Below are 13,916 nucleotides of genomic sequence, written 5' to 3' on the forward strand. Positions count from 1 at the left end.
GCTCCCCCGAGGAGGAGGCGCTCTACCAGGCCCGCCAGGCCCTCCCGCGCGAGGTCGTCGACGCGCTCGACGCGGTCCACCGCCTCGAGCGCCGCTACCACACCATCTCGCCCGAGCAGGCGAAGAGCGCGATCCTGCTCCTCCTCGGCGAGGAGCACCAGGACAAAGCGCCCGTCTTCCTCAAGGCGAAGTGAGTTCGCCCAAGGATTCTTGCGGCTTCGCGCCGCTTCGCGCGCGATGCCGGGCGAGCTGCGCTGCAAGGATTGCCGATATTGGTACGGCGCGGAGGACGACGAGTACGGTCCTTGCCAACTCAAGCTCCAGCGCAGCGACCCGAAGTTCGTCACGTTCGGCCACCACGACTGCGACGAGCCGCAGGCGCGCCGCGAATACGGAGTCGCATGAGATACCGACCGCTCGAAGCGGCCGACGTTCCGTGGGCCGTCGAGCTGCTGCGGTCCGAGGGGTGGTCCTTCGACGCGGGTGAGCTGCGTCGGCTCCTCGCGCTCGGCGGCGGTCGTGTCGCGGAATCGGCGGGCGCGCCGCTCGGGTTGCTGACGCACACCGTCCACGGCGACGCCGCCTGGATCGGCAACGTCGTCGTCGCGCCCGAGGCGCGGGGCCGCGGTCTCGGCGAGGCGCTCGTCGCCGACGCGGTCCGCGCGCTCGAGGCGGCGGGCGTCGCGACGGTGGGGCTCTACAGCGTTCCCAAGGCCGTCGCGCTCTACGCGCGCCTCGGCTTCGACCGGCTTCGTGACGTCGCGAGCTGGTCCCGCGAGGACGCCGCCGCGCCGGCCTTTCCCGCGGGCATCGCGCCCCTCTCCGACGTCCGGGAGGCCCTCGCGCTCGACCGGGCGGCGTTCGGCGCCGACCGGGGGCGCATGCTCGCCGCGCTCCGCGCGGACCACCCCGGAACGACGTTCGCGGCGCGCGGACGCGACGGCCGGCTCGAAGGCTACGCCATCCTCAAGCGATCGCCGTCGGGGGGCGAGGTGGGGCCCCTCGTCGTCTCGGGAGAAGGAGGCGAAGGCGTCGCGTCGCGCCTTCTCGACGCGTGCCTCGCCCGCGCCGAGGGACCCGTCGAGACCGGGTTCGACCTGGCCCACCCGTACGCCCGCAAGCTTCTCGAGGCGCGGGGCTTCGGTCCCGGCTTCACGGCCACGTACATGATCCGGGGCCGAGGGCTCGCTCCCCCGGCGCCCGACGGCGTTGTCCTCTTCGGGGCCATGGAGAAGGGATGAGCGACGGAATCCGCCGAAGGGATGGAGACAAGCTTTTTGACGGCCCTCCCGTCATGAAGCGCGTGCTCCACGTCCACGACACGCGGACGCGCTCCCGCCGGCCTTTCGAGACGCTCGAGGCCGGCAAGGCGCGCATGTACGTCTGCGGTCCGAGCGTGTACGACCGAAGCCACGTCGGCCATGCACGCAGCTACGTCGCGTTCGACGTGGTGAAACGCTGGCTCCTCGCGAAAGGGTACGACGTCGAGCACGTCCAGAACTTCACGGACATCGAGGAGAACATCTCCAAGCGGGCGCTTGCGAACGGAGAACCGCCGCTGGCCTACGCCGATCGGTACATCCGCGTCTTCTTCGAGGAGATGGACGCGCTCCGCATCGTGCGCGCGACGCATTATCCGCGCGTCTCCCAGAACACCGAGCGCATCATCGAGATCGTGAAGGAGCTTCTCGACCGGGGCCTCGCCTACAAGGTCGAATGCCGCGACGGCGCCTGCGATGTCTACTACGACACGTCGAAGGATCCCACGTTCGGATCGCTCGCGGGCGCGAGCCTCGACGATCTCGTCGTCGCCGGCGCGAAGGAGGCGGGCGAGCGGCGGCATCCGGCCGATTTCGCCCTCTGGAAAAGCCGCGAGGACTGGGGCATCGCCTGGGACTCGCCGTGGGGACGCGGTCGCCCGGGGTGGCACATCGAATGCACCGCGATGGCGATCGGGCACCTCGGGCCCACGCTCGACCTCCATGGAGGCGGTCTCGACCTCGTCTTTCCGCACCACGAGAGCGAAGCCGCGGTCGGGCGGGCATGGACCGGGAAGGAGTTCTCGCGTCACTGGCTCCACAACGGCTTCGTGACCGTGACGGGCGCGAAGATGTCGAAGAGCAAGAACAACTTCGTGACGCTTCGGGAGGCGCTCGCGGGCCGGGATCCCGAAGCCGTCAGGGCCTACCTGCTCTCGACCCAGTACCGTGCGCCGTTCGATTTCGACGCGGCAGCCATCAAGCCGTGGGAGGGGCGCCTCGCGGAAGCGCGACGCGCCATCGACGCGCTTGCGGCGCGCGCCTCAGGCGCGCCCGCGCCGAACGCCGCGGTGGACGACGCCCGCGGACGCTTCGTCGAGGCGATGGACGACGATTTCGACACGCCGCGCGCGATCGAGGCCGCCTTCGACGTCGTCCGTTGGGCCGCCGGGAGGGGGTCGCAGGCGACGCCCGCCGAAGCCGCGCGGGCCCTCGACTTCCTCCGCAACGCCGCCGACGCGCTCGGACTCTTCTGGACGCTCGAACGCCGCTTCGCGCGCTCGCGCGCGCCGGCCGCGACGACGGCCTAATCCTCGGCGTACGCGACGAGATCCTCGACCCGGAGGGCGAGGTCCTTGCCGACCTGCACGTACGTCTTGGTGTACACGCCGCCGGGCGTCAGGGTCTTCGGCGGCAGGCTCGCCTCGAGGACGCGAAGCCCGTTCCACGCATCGCCCGTGGCCTGGAGCTCGATGTCGGACATCCGCGCGGGGGGCGCGTAGGCCGCGTGCGCGGCAGCCTGCGCCTCCTCGGGCGACATCGCTTCGGCGACGGGCTCGGGGCGGCGACGGACGAGGAGGAGCATCTCCAGGATGAACAGGATGACGAGGACGGCCGTCACGGCCATGGCCCAGAGGTCGAGGTTGTCGGTGAAGAGGAACGGGATCCAACCGAGGGCCATCGTGACGAGCAGCACGACGAGCAGCAGGCCGAGGGAGGGGAGGACCCAGAGGGGCCACGTTCGGCGCGTGCGGATGAGGTAGTCCTGGCCGTCGGCCATCGGGCGGGAATGGCAGGAGCGCGGGAAGAAGGTTGTCATCGATGTCCGGTCCAACCGGACCGGCGCGCGCCGACACTGCGACACTGCGGCAAACCCCGCGCGTTCAAGCACCCTCCCCGTGAGCTACGCTCGCGGTTTCCAGGAGGAAACCGGTCAGGGGTTGACGCGCATGGCGGAAACGTCGAACGGGGCGGACAGGGAAGCGAGCATCGACATGGCGGCCTGCCCGGAGTGCGGGGCGGGTCGGCTCGTCCACGACCACGCTCGGGGCGAGGTGCACTGCGCGCAGTGCGGCATCGTCGTCGAGGAGAACATGATCGACGCGGGGGCCGAATGGAGGGCGTTCGACGCGGACCAGCGCCGCGACAAGGAGCGCGTGGGCGCGCCGCTCACCGTCATGCAGCACGACCTCGGCCTCGGGACCGTCATGTGGGGCCGAACGGACGCGCACGGCAAGGCCATCTCGGGCTCCGACATGGGCAGGATCCGGCGCCTCCAGAAGTGGGACCGCCGCGCCCGCTTCAAGCGCGGCGCCGAGCGCAACCTCGCGCAGGCCCTCGCCGAGATCAAACGCATGGGCTCGGCCCTCGACGTTCCGAAGAGCGTCATGGAGGGCGCCGCGGTCATCTACCGCGAAGCCGCCGTCAAGAACCTCATCCGCGGCCGCAGCATCGACTCGGTCGCCGCCGCCTCCATCTACGCGGCCATGCGCGACAATGGCGTTCCGCGAAGCCTCGAGGAGGTCGCGGAAGTGAGCCGCACGAAGAAGCGCGAGATCGGACGCGTCTACAAGGTCGTCGCGGCCGAGCTTTCCCTCAACCTCAAGCCCGTCTCGCCGGCCTCGTTCATCCCCCGATTCGCGAGCCGACTCAGGCTCGGGAACGTTTCGGAGATGCGCGCGATGGAGCTCGTCCAGCGCGCCGTCGAGGCCGAGGTCGTGAGCGGCAAGGATCCCAAATCGGTCGCCGCGGGTGCGATCTACATCGCGAGCGTCCTTGCGGGCGAGCCGCGCACGCAGAAGGACGTGAGCGAGGCCTCGGGCGTCACCGAGGTCACGATCCGCAACCGCTACAAGGAGCTCATCGACGCGCTGAAGCTCGACTTCGACTTCGGTTAAGCTGATCGAGTCACCCGGAGACGGTCGTCGGGGCGCCGCCGCGCCCCGACGGTCAGTCCCGTCGCACGAGCGCCGCGATCGCCCCGTCCGCGACCCGCGCGACGGTCTCGTCGAGGGAGCCCGGCGGCGCGGGCGACCACGTGTCGCCGTCGAACGTGTCCGCGACGATCACGGCGGCGCCCGCCTCGAAGCCGCGGAAGCGCGCGACCGCGAAGAGCGCGGCCGATTCCATCTCGACCGCGACGCAGCCGAGCCGGCGGAAGCGCGCGAGCGCTCCGACCGTCTCCCGGTAGGGCGCGTCCGTCGTCCACGCCGCCCCGGGTCGCGCGCGGGGAATCGCCGCAAGCAGCGCCTTCGCGGCGTCGGGGGACGCCTCCGCGAAATCGCCCGTCGCGCCGTAGTGCCACGAGGTTCCCTCGTCGCGCGCCGAGCGCTCGAGGACGACGACGTCGCCGCGCGCGACGCCGCCGAGGCCGCCCGCGAAGCCGATGCCCACGACGTGCCGCGCCCCGGCGGCAACGAGCTTCTCGGCGACGAGCGCGGTCGCGGGCGCGCCGAGGCCCGGGTGCGCGAGGGCGACCTCGACGCCGTCCGCGCGGCCGACGAGCACCGGGCGCTCGGCCGCGAAGCCGACCGTCTCGACGTCCGCGAGCCTCGCGCGCGCGGCCTCGAAGAGGCGCTCTCCCCACGCGAGGAGGGCGAGGCGGGGCACCGCGCGGGCCTGGGGGCCGGGATGCTCGGCGCGCGTCAGGAGCCCCTTCGCCGGGGTGAGGATCTCGCGGTCGTCCACGCCCCCGCGAGGCGGGCCGCTTCACAAGAACCTATTTGTGCCGCGACCGACCGTCCCCGCTCGTGCCCCGCGAGATCGTGGTCGCCATGTCGGGCGCCTCGGGCGCGCCCTACGGGATCAAGGTCCTCGAGACGCTCGCGAAGACCGACTTCCGCGTGCACCTCGTGACGACGCCTACCGCGGAGCGCATCCTCCGCTACGAAACCGGCCGCGACCCCGCGGACCTCCGGCGCCTCGCGCACGCGGTCCACGCGATCGACGACTTCTTCGCGCCCATCGCCTCGGGCTCGCACGACTTCGCGGGCATGATCGTGGCGCCGTGCTCGATGAAGACCGTCGGGCTCATCGCGAACGGCATCGCAGACGATCTCATCGCGCGCACGGGGGACGTGTGCCTGAAGGAGCGCCGACCGCTCGCGCTTGTCGTGCGCGAGACGCCGCTCTCGACGATCCACCTGCGGAACATGACGACGCTTTCGGAGGCGGGCGCGACGATCGTGCCCGCGATGCCCGCGTTCTACACGAAGCCGAAGTCCATCGACGACATGGTGGCCTACGTCGCGGGGAAGGCGCTCGACGCGCTGCGCGTCCCCCACGACCTGTATCCGCGCTGGAAGCCCATGCCCGAGTGAGGCTCACTCGACCGTGCTGTGGCTTTCGCCGAACGCCGTGATCCTCAGGTGGTACTTGATCGTGTACGGGAAGCAGCCCATGCAGCCTTGGAGCCCGAGATGGAGCGGGTCGGGGACGTCCGCGAATTCCGCGAGCATCCGGAAGCCCCATCGGCTCTCGGGCGCGTAGGGCGAGTCCATCGCGAAGTCCGTGACGGGAATCTCGAAGCGGTAGGTCTTCAGGTTGCCGTTCGGGTCGTCGATCCGGTTCATCGTGGGGTCGAAGCTCGCGATGCGCGGCTGCTCGGAAGCGTTGTGGTAGTCGAGGAAGAGCTTCACGGGAGTCATCGGGGCCTCGATGGACTTCACCTCGACTTCGATGAGGAGCTTCTTCGAGCCGTAGGTGATGACGCGCTCGGGGCGGTTCCAGCTCGCGTCGTCGCCCGTGATCAAGAACTGCGTCGTGCCGAAAGCGCGGGTCTCCGTGTCCTTGTCGAACACGACACGCTCGTTCTTCTCGGCGTAGAGGTCCGGGTGCGGCGGCCACGCGACGACGTTGTGGCCGCGGACGGCCGTGATGGTGATGTTGAAGTAAACCGAAGCGGGCTCCTCCGTGAACACGCGGAAGAGCCATTGGCTCGCGACCGCGTGCGGCGTGTCGGCCTCGTGCGGCTTCACGTCGATGACGAGCGGCTTGCCGGGCTCGAGCTTCCCGCCCTCGTGGAAGCCGCCGGGCGCGTCGAGCGGCGTGAGGTACTTGAGACGGAAGTGCGCGAGCGGATGGGGCCCGGGGTCGAGCGGCGTGATCCGGATGTCCTTCACCACGATCTCGAGCTGCGACGTGCCTTCGAACACGAGGTTCGGAGGCGCCGGCTGAAGATCGGCGATCGCGGTCCCGGGCGGGGCGCCCGGCGGGAGGAGCGGGAAGGGGATGAACCAGTATTCGTCGGACAGGATGTCGATGCGGCTGCGCCCGGCCCAGTAGTCGTGGTCGTGCGACATGCCGCCCGAGCCCTTCTCCGTGCGGTTCGTCTCGTCGAAGGCCGAGATGTCGCGACCATCGGGCGTCGTCGTGTCGAACTCGGATTCGTTCGCGGTCGGATCGAGGTTTGCGCCGGGCTCCGGCCGGTCCGACCCGCCCACGCATCCCGCGAACGGGACGGCGACGAGAAGGACGGCGAGGAGCGCGGCCCGGGTGTGCGACGTCAGGGCCATGCTCTCCCAGCGGGCGAAGTGCCTCCGAGGCCTCTTAAGGCATTCCGTCGCCAGGACGCGCGGCGGGGGAGTCGGCGGGGACCGCGACGGTCCATCGCCCGTCCTCGCGGACGGCGATGAGGCCCCGGCGCGCGAGCGTCTTGACGTGATGGTTCGCGCCCTGCTTCGTGATCCCGAGGCGCTCCGCGATCTCCCGCTGGGAAAGAGGCCCCTCCGCGAGCATGGCGAGGATGCGTCCCTGCGCGGGCGAAGGGGTCGTCGCGGCGAGGACCGCGGGCGACGTTCCGGCGACGAAGAACCGCCGCAAGGCCCCGTCGCGGCGACTGGTGACGAGCCGGTGCCGCTCGAGCGTCCGGAGATGGTGCACGAGCGTGCCGGATGCGGCGCGGAATCGGGCGCGCAGCTCCGTGAACGTGACGCCGGGCGTCGCCTTGATCGCCTCGAGAAGCGCGGCGCGCAGCTTGTGGCCCGTCACGTCGTCGCGCGCGAGCCTCGTGTAGAGCCCGGCGAAAGGGGCGAGGAGCGCCCATCGCGCGGCCTCGGAGCGCGCGGCGGCGACGAGCGCGAGGAGCGCCGCGACGAACGCGACGACGGCGGAGACGATCCAGGAGAGGGCGCCGTCCCCCGCGCGGTCCTCGTGGATGCGGGCGGGGTCCGAGGGCCAGAAGTACTGCCGGTCCGCGACGGATTCGACGCCCGTCGCGCGATCGCGCGCGACGAGCACGAGCGCGTCGAACCCCTGGAAACGCGCGGGCGGCCTGCCGTCGGTCGTGATGGTGAGCGTGGCCGTGCGGTGGTCCCCCGGCTCGAGGAGGAGCAGGGGCGGATCGACGCGCGTCGCGAGGCGGCCTTCGCCGAGCGCGACGGCGGAAAGGTCGACGAGGGCGCGGGCGTCGCCCGCGTTCCCCACGAAGAACGCGACGTCGTAGGAGCCGTACGGGAGGTCCGCCCGCTCGCGCCACTGGTTGGCCCCGACCACGAGCGCAGGGTCGTTCTCGCTCACGCGGGCGCCGCTCCACCAGCGCGCGAGCTCGCGTCCCGTGAGCGCGTCGCGGGCCACGAAGTCGATGACGGTCTTCGCGCCGACGCTCGGGGGACCGGTGACGTTGCCGGAGAATACCGCGGCCCCGCTCCCGTTGAACGCGAACGAGAAGCGGGAAGGCTCCACGCTCCAGCCCGCATCGCGCGGTCGCGCCTCGACCATGCCCGATTGCGGAAACCAACCGGGGTTGTGGATCTGGAGGCGGAACGGCGCTCGGCCTCCCGGCGCGGGAAGAAGGGGGGCCGTCGCGTCGATCGAGAAGGCGTTCCAGTCGCGCTCGGGCGGGGTGGGGCCACCGGGCCACGCGTAGGCGGGCGAATCCCTCTCGGGTCCTTCGCGCGTGTAGACGTTGACGACGAACCGCGCCTCGCCGAAAAGGGGCCCGTCGGGCGGCGACGGCAGGCTCGACACCGGGCGCGCCCCGAGCACGACGTCGATGCGTCCCTGGCGGGGCGCCTCGCGCGCGAGCTCGACGGCGATCCGCGTCTCGAACGTGCCGCCCGGCTCCACGCGGACCGTTCGGGCGTGCGCGTCGCTTCGGGCGGCCCATGCGTCCGCGGGGAGGTCGCTCGTCGCGAGGAGCGTGAGCGTCGCCTCGATCGCATGGGCGGACGGGTTGTGGAATCGCACGTCGAAGGGGTAATTTTCGACCGCCGAAAGACCGATCTCGTCGCGCGAGAGGCTCGGGATCAGCGCCACCACCGTCGCCTCGAGCGCCGCGCCCGCGAGGATCTCGTCGGCGCCCGCGCGTCGCGCCTCGATCGCGATCGTCGCGGGGCCCGTCGGCTCGTGGACGCGCGGCGCGGTCACGCGCAGCGTGAAGGCGCGCGTCGCGCCCGCGGGAATCGTGCCCGAGGACGGGACGACCTCGACCCCGAAACCCGCGGGCGCGATGGCCTTGAGGTCCACGCTCGTCGCCGCCGGCCCCGGATTCGCCACGAAGACGCGGAGGTGCCGCGACTCGCCGGGCGCGAGGACGAGGTCGCCGTCCTCGACGGTCACGACCAGGCCGGCCTGGGCGAGGCCGGCGGGGACGCCCGCGATGAGCGCGACGAGCGTCGCGAGGGCGAGGGTGCGCACGGGACCGCCAAGCGCCATGGGGACCATAGGAAGGCGCGAAAGGCGACTTGACCGCTATTTCAGCCTTTCCGCGCCCCCAGCTCCGCGCTGCGCTTGGCGGCCGCCTCCACCGCGTCCATGACGGTCGCGCGGAAGCCGCCCTTCTCGAGCATGTGCAGGCCCGCCATCGTGGTGCCCGCGGGCGAGGCGACCCGGTCCTTCAGCTCCGCCGGGTGGCCGCCGCGCTCCACGAGGAGGCGCGCCGTGCCGAGGAGCGTCTGCAGGGCGAGCGCCCGCGCCTGGTCGCGCGCGAGGCCCGCCTTCACGCCGCCGTCCGCGAGCGCCTCCACGAACGCCGCGACGAACGCGGGGCCGGACCCCGCGAGGCCCGTCACGGCGTCCATCTGCGACTCGTCCACCTCGAGCACGTACCCGAGCGGCGCGAAGAGGCCGCGGGCGAGCGCGACGTGCGCGTCCGTCGCCCGCGCGCCCCGCGCGAGGCACGTCGCGGCCTCGCCCACGCTCGCGGGCGCGTTCGGCATCGCGCGCACGACGGGCGTCTCGCCGCCGAGCGCCGCCTCGAGCGTTTCGAGGCGGACGCCCGCCGCGACGGAGATGACGACCGCGCCCCCGGCGAGGCGTCCCTCGAGCGCCGCGAGCACGCCCGCGACGCCCGCGGGCTTCACCGCGACCACGACCACGCTCGCGCCGCGCGCCGCGTCGGCCCAGTCCTCCGCGAAGCGCGCGCCCGTGAGGCGCGCAAACTGCTCCGCGCGCGCCGGCGTGCGGTTCGCGACCGCGACCGCGTCCGCGCGCACGAGGCCCGCGTCGAGGAGGCCGTTTGCGAGCGCGGCGCCCATCGCGCCGCACCCGAGGATCGCGACCCTGCCGTCGAACGTCGTTCTCGAGACCTGGCTTTCTCTAACGAGGAAGACCCTCACAGGCGTCCATGCTGGAACCTCTGAAAAGCGGAGCCGGGCCGTCGCTACGGACGAGGATGTCCCTCACGAGCGCGGAACCTGGACTCCATGCGGTCAGGGTGGCGTCGCGGAGTCATAAGGGTTGGGGTCGCGGCGGTCGCGCGGGGAGGGCGCCCGGGGGGTTGCGCTCGAAAACCCAAAAGGGTCGTCCACCGGAGCTTACTTCAGCACGCACGTGCTATCGAGGATGATGCTTCCTCCGCGTTCGAAGGGACCCGTCAAGATCCCTGTCCGTCCGGGCGCGGTCCACGCGCGAGCCACGCTCGAGCTTGCACGCCTCGTCCTGCGCGAGGCGCGCGAGCCCCTCGCGCGCGAGGGCATCCTTCTCGAGCTCGCCACGTGGGGTTACGTGACGACGAACGCGGGCCTCGACTCCGCGCTCGCGGAGCTTGACGGCGACGGAAGCGTCGCGGAGGCGACGAACGGCTTCGTCTGGATCCCGGAGGCCCGAGGGCTTATCCTGGACGCGATCCTGCGGGGAGACCGGCCTTGACGCTCACCGCGAAGGACGTGGTCGTCACCCGCGAGGCGCGCGCCGACCTCGAAGGCCTTCGGAGCGGGGGCGATGCCGCGTCGCTCGCCGTCGCGGAACGCGTCGCGCTGAGGCGCACGACCCTGCGCGCGGACTGCCTCGCGCGGTCGTGGCTCGTCGGCGCGGGCGTCCCGACGCCGATCCTCGCGCGATTCGCGCCCGACAACGTGCACGTCGAGAGCCTCCCGCACGGCTGGTGGATGCTCTACACGGTCGTCCGCAGGGACCGGGACCGGTTCGTCGTGCTCCTGCGCATCGCGGACCCGTCCACGTACCGCGGCTGGTTCCCGGGCGCCTAGCCTGCCGTCACGCCTCCGGCGCGCGGAACACCGTCCGCGCCCGCCCCTCGCCCGGGCGCGGCACCGTCTCGATGCCGACGACCTCGCCGTCGGGACCGTACGTCACGGCGAGGCGCGGCGGCTCGAGCCGCGCGCACACCTCGCGCGCCCGCGCGGTGGGGGGCGCGCGGCACTCGACGTGCTCGCCGTCGATCATCGTCGCCGCGGTGAGCGTCAGGAACCCGGAGCGCGGCGCCTCCGCGGGCGCGGGCGCCGCCGGCGCGAGGGGGAGGGTGAGGACGAGCGCGAGCCCCACGATGATGAGGCGGACGATCATGGCATATGATGGGCGGTGGTTTGCTTGACTCTTTTGCCCTTTCTTATTGATCATTTTTCATTCCCCTTAGCTCGACTGATCTTCCATCGCCCCTCGTCCTTGAACTCCAATAACAGGCGCGGACATTTTTCATCTCCGGGCGTTTGAGGGCTGATGTCGACGCGCGCGGACTCATTCGCCGAGAGCCGCAGGAAGTAGGTCCCTGATTCCGTGCTCACGTTCCCTTGGTCCCCCGGGCCCATAACGGCCACGCGACAGGGCGGCGCAAACCAGTCATGGCCGATGATGGCCCACGTTTGATTCTCGGTCGCGGTGAATCGGACGGAAAAACTGGAGTCGAACGTGACCACCCCTCGCGATCCGTTCGTCAAGAGGATGCGCGAATCGTTCCGAAACTCGATCGCTAAGTGAGGTCCTCGACGTTCGAAGCCGGGGAGCACGATGTTCGTAGTATCCCTGGTCCGGTTCAAGGGGCCACTCCACGGATCAAGATGTTGGAAACTGATGTTCGCCGATCCGCCAAGCTGATCGATGATCAGCCACCGGATGAAATCGGGTTCCGAGTCGCCCGTTTTGGAATCGCTTGTTGAATGAGGCCCTGCTACGCAGCCCGAGATGAGCATGAAACCGGTGACAATCCCTATCCATCGTTGGCGGTGTAAGTCATGCTTCATGGTCTCAACCCATGCATGATTCGATTGGGTTGAGAGCCGAGCGCTGCGGCGGAAAACCGCTTCGAATGAGGTCCCAAAGATCAGAGCAGAGCTCGTCGACGCTTGGGGGATCTGGTGTATCGGGTTCGGTCACCGCCGACCATTCCATGCCTGCTCCCCAAATTCCTCGTTGCAAGCTCACGCAGTTATCTGGTGTATTTGCGCCCGCGACTTCGAGAGTCCAGCCGTAGCCCCCAGATGCCTCCGCGCATCCGGTTCCTGTCCTTTTTATACCTCGCGCATAGCCCGCGTAGTACTCGTAGTCGCAGTCCCCACCTGGCGGGTTGCAGGATGCATGAATCACGCCTGAAGTAAGGAAGCGATCATCCCCAGCTGCACAAGTCGGGTTACATATCAAGATGTAGACGTAAGTGGCTAGGTACCACGTACCGTCACAAGGCGGGGTCGCTGTGATCTCGCTATCTCCTGTCGAAGTACACGGGGCATGACAAGTATAGGGATGCGGATAGGGTGGGGGACTACCCGGCGGAGGAATGTAGCGTACACACTCGGCCCAACCAGTCCCCCCCGCTCCGCTGCTTGACGTCTGGGGAACCACGTTTATCTTGACAATCTCCCCCGCGCCATCGTAGGTCGCAACGAATTTGGGAGGCAATATGCGGGAACAGATTTCCCGATGATGATTCGGGCTGTGTGCACCAATACGCTGGCATTCCAGCGGCTCTTCTAGATCCTTCCCATAGACGACGACGGACATTTCCCGTGTGATTTCAGGGCCCCCCCCCATCGCCAGGGAATTGTCCCGATGCCCAAGGGGTTACCAATGAAGCGATAACAAGAGCCAGTCCAATCGAGCGGACTAACATGCAGCCCCATCATATCGTATGGGTTTAAACTTACCGAATTCTGATAATCTAAATGGGTTGAGTCTCCCCCCGCGCGAGCGCCCTCCGCAACCGCGCGATCTCCTTCTCGTGCTCGAGCAGGATGCTCACGAGCACGGCCTCGAGCGGGTTGATGCGCGCCACGTTCGAGGACGCGGAGGCGTGCGCGCGCGCCTTCTGGAAGAGCGCGTCGAAGGCGCGCTGCTCCTCCGCGGTGAGGCCGCGGCGGTAGTCGCGCCACTCGTGCTCGACCGAGTCGAGCACGAGGCGGAACGTCGGTTCGGTCCGGCCCATTAGTCTTCCTCCGTGTGACGTCGGGACTCGATCGTGATGCGGGCGCCGGCCGAGGATCTTGCGTCCGGGGGGTGCAGGGGGGCGGAGCGCCCCCTGCCGCTGGGGGTGGAGTCCAGAGGAGGGGCGCGCGCAGCGCCCCTCCTTTGGCACGCAGTGGCATGAGCCGAGGCCTCGCCCGCAGGCGAGGCCTCGGTGTGAAACTCATGCCACGGAGTGTTCGCTGTGAACGTCGGTTCGGTTCGGCCCACTCAGTTGTCCTCCTCGTCCGACCAGAGGTCGAGGGACGTGGCCATCGTCTCCCGCGCTCCGGGGCCCCCCCACCGCGCCTCGGCCGTCAAGCCGCAGGCCTCCCGCCTTCCCGGGTCCACCCGAGCATCCAGCTCTGCGGGCGCACCTTGTGCATCGTGGGGCCCTCTTCGCCGGCCGCGTCGCGCGCGACGCCGTACGCGGCGAGCGTGCGCTGCCGCGCGCCCGGCGCCGTCGCGAGCGCGGTGACGCCGCGGCGCGGGAGCGTGACGCGCAGGTTCGCGCCCATGGGCGCGACGCCCACGATCTCGTCCGCGAGGTCGGTGAGGATCGCGCGGAGCGTCGGCGCGGCGCGCGTCGCGGGGAGGCCGTGCACGCTCACGATCGCGGGCGCGCGGCGGGACTCCGCCTCGCGGCGGAGGGCCTCGAAGGCGCGCCGCGCGAGGACGCGCCCCTCCGCGGGCGGGAGGTCCTCGTCGAGGTACATGTCGGGGAACGAGAGCGCCGCGACGAGGCCGCAGTTCGGGTCGCGCGCGCGGGGCAGGTGGTCCTCGACGAGGGTCTGGAACTGGTAGGCGGTGAAGCCGCGCGCGACGCGGACGCTCGCGAGCGCGTGCGCGGGGTCGATCCCGCGCGCCTCGGCGGCGCGCGCGAAGCTGTAGACGTTCATCCGGTTGCCGCCGTCCACGACGACCGCGTTCCTGCCCGCCGCGACGGTGCCCGCGAGGAGATTCCACACGAGCGCCTCGACCGCGTGCGGCGCGCCCCAGGATTCGAGGAGGGTCACGCGCCCCGGGGCGATCGCGCCAAGGTCGTCG

Annotated in this window: 17 protein-coding genes; 8 read left to right on the forward strand and 9 right to left on the reverse strand. The window is 70.5% G+C overall.

What is annotated here, in order from left to right; all coding sequences use genetic code 11:
* The 4 genes from VM889_11960 to cysS all read left to right on the forward strand — a co-directional run.
* Positions 1–194: hypothetical protein (locus tag VM889_11960; GenBank protein HVL49265.1), on the forward strand; the 194-nt coding region annotated here is incomplete at its 5' end.
* A gap of 43 nt (positions 195–237) precedes the next feature.
* On the forward strand, positions 238–405 hold the full coding sequence (locus tag VM889_11965; protein HVL49266.1) for a hypothetical protein: 168 nt from the start codon (positions 238–240) through the stop codon (positions 403–405).
* The gene (locus VM889_11970; GenBank protein ID HVL49267.1) at positions 402–1,241 is read left to right on the forward strand and encodes a GNAT family N-acetyltransferase; all 840 of its coding nucleotides are present in this window, start codon (positions 402–404) and stop codon (positions 1,239–1,241) included. Before VM889_11965 ends, VM889_11970 begins: the two co-directional genes overlap by 4 nt.
* 62 nt (positions 1,242–1,303) lie before the next feature.
* Positions 1,304–2,569 (forward strand): cysteine--tRNA ligase, encoded by a 1,266-nt coding sequence (gene cysS, locus VM889_11975; protein HVL49268.1) that lies wholly within the window; start codon positions 1,304–1,306, stop codon positions 2,567–2,569.
* On the opposite strand, the gene VM889_11980 is transcribed toward cysS, so the two are convergent.
* Positions 2,566–3,039 (reverse strand): hypothetical protein, encoded by a 474-nt coding sequence (locus VM889_11980; GenBank protein ID HVL49269.1) that lies wholly within the window; start codon positions 3,037–3,039, stop codon positions 2,566–2,568. The genes cysS and VM889_11980 overlap by 4 nt on opposite strands.
* A 214-nt stretch (positions 3,040–3,253) precedes the next feature.
* On the opposite strand from VM889_11980, the gene VM889_11985 reads away from it, so the two are divergent.
* Positions 3,254–4,156 (forward strand): transcription initiation factor IIB, encoded by a 903-nt coding sequence (locus tag VM889_11985; protein HVL49270.1) that lies wholly within the window; start codon positions 3,254–3,256, stop codon positions 4,154–4,156.
* Positions 4,157–4,208: 52 nt separating this feature from the next.
* Here VM889_11985 and VM889_11990 read toward each other — a convergent pair whose 3' ends face one another.
* Complete coding sequence (locus tag VM889_11990) at positions 4,209–4,946, reverse strand: purine-nucleoside phosphorylase (GenBank protein HVL49271.1); 738 nt, start codon at positions 4,944–4,946, stop codon at positions 4,209–4,211.
* A gap of 62 nt (positions 4,947–5,008) precedes the next feature.
* Here VM889_11990 and VM889_11995 point away from each other — a divergent pair, with 62 nt between their 5' ends.
* On the forward strand, positions 5,009–5,578 hold the full coding sequence (locus tag VM889_11995; GenBank protein ID HVL49272.1) for a UbiX family flavin prenyltransferase: 570 nt from the start codon (positions 5,009–5,011) through the stop codon (positions 5,576–5,578).
* Between the two features lie 3 nt (positions 5,579–5,581).
* Here the strand turns inward: VM889_11995 and VM889_12000 are convergent, their stop codons facing one another.
* From VM889_12000 to proC, 3 genes are read right to left on the reverse strand one after another with little or no spacing between them, the layout of a single operon-like run.
* Positions 5,582–6,772: a hypothetical protein gene (locus VM889_12000; protein HVL49273.1), complete on the reverse strand. Its 1,191-nt coding sequence runs from the start codon at positions 6,770–6,772 to the stop codon at positions 5,582–5,584.
* A gap of 34 nt (positions 6,773–6,806) precedes the next feature.
* Positions 6,807–8,894: a MarR family transcriptional regulator gene (locus VM889_12005; GenBank protein ID HVL49274.1), complete on the reverse strand. Its 2,088-nt coding sequence runs from the start codon at positions 8,892–8,894 to the stop codon at positions 6,807–6,809.
* 59 nt (positions 8,895–8,953) lie between these two features.
* On the reverse strand, positions 8,954–9,814 hold the full coding sequence (gene proC / locus VM889_12010; GenBank protein HVL49275.1) for a pyrroline-5-carboxylate reductase: 861 nt from the start codon (positions 9,812–9,814) through the stop codon (positions 8,954–8,956).
* 229 nt (positions 9,815–10,043) lie between these two features.
* On the opposite strand from proC, the gene VM889_12015 reads away from it, so the two are divergent.
* Positions 10,044–10,346: a hypothetical protein gene (locus VM889_12015; GenBank protein ID HVL49276.1), complete on the forward strand. Its 303-nt coding sequence runs from the start codon at positions 10,044–10,046 to the stop codon at positions 10,344–10,346.
* The gene (locus tag VM889_12020) at positions 10,343–10,684 is read left to right on the forward strand and encodes a hypothetical protein (GenBank protein HVL49277.1); all 342 of its coding nucleotides are present in this window, start codon (positions 10,343–10,345) and stop codon (positions 10,682–10,684) included. Before VM889_12015 ends, VM889_12020 begins: the two co-directional genes overlap by 4 nt.
* Positions 10,685–10,691: 7 nt before the next feature.
* Here VM889_12020 and VM889_12025 read toward each other — a convergent pair whose 3' ends face one another.
* The 4 genes from VM889_12025 to VM889_12040 form a co-directional block, all read right to left on the reverse strand.
* Positions 10,692–11,000, reverse strand: a complete 309-nt coding sequence (locus VM889_12025) for a hypothetical protein (protein HVL49278.1) — start codon at positions 10,998–11,000, stop codon at positions 10,692–10,694.
* Between the two features lie 50 nt (positions 11,001–11,050).
* Positions 11,051–11,623, reverse strand: a complete 573-nt coding sequence (locus tag VM889_12030; GenBank protein HVL49279.1) for a hypothetical protein — start codon at positions 11,621–11,623, stop codon at positions 11,051–11,053.
* A gap of 965 nt (positions 11,624–12,588) precedes the next feature.
* Positions 12,589–12,852 carry a hypothetical protein gene (locus tag VM889_12035; GenBank protein ID HVL49280.1) on the reverse strand — a complete coding sequence of 88 codons (264 nt, stop codon included), beginning with the start codon at positions 12,850–12,852 and terminating at the stop codon, positions 12,589–12,591.
* Positions 12,853–13,186: 334 nt separating this feature from the next.
* On the reverse strand, positions 13,187–13,916 hold a 730-nt coding region (locus VM889_12040; GenBank protein HVL49281.1), incomplete at its 5' end, for a hypothetical protein.

This window comes from Candidatus Thermoplasmatota archaeon (genome assembly GCA_035540375.1).
Classification (GTDB): domain Archaea; phylum Thermoplasmatota; class SW-10-69-26; order JACQPN01; family JAJPHT01; genus DATLGO01.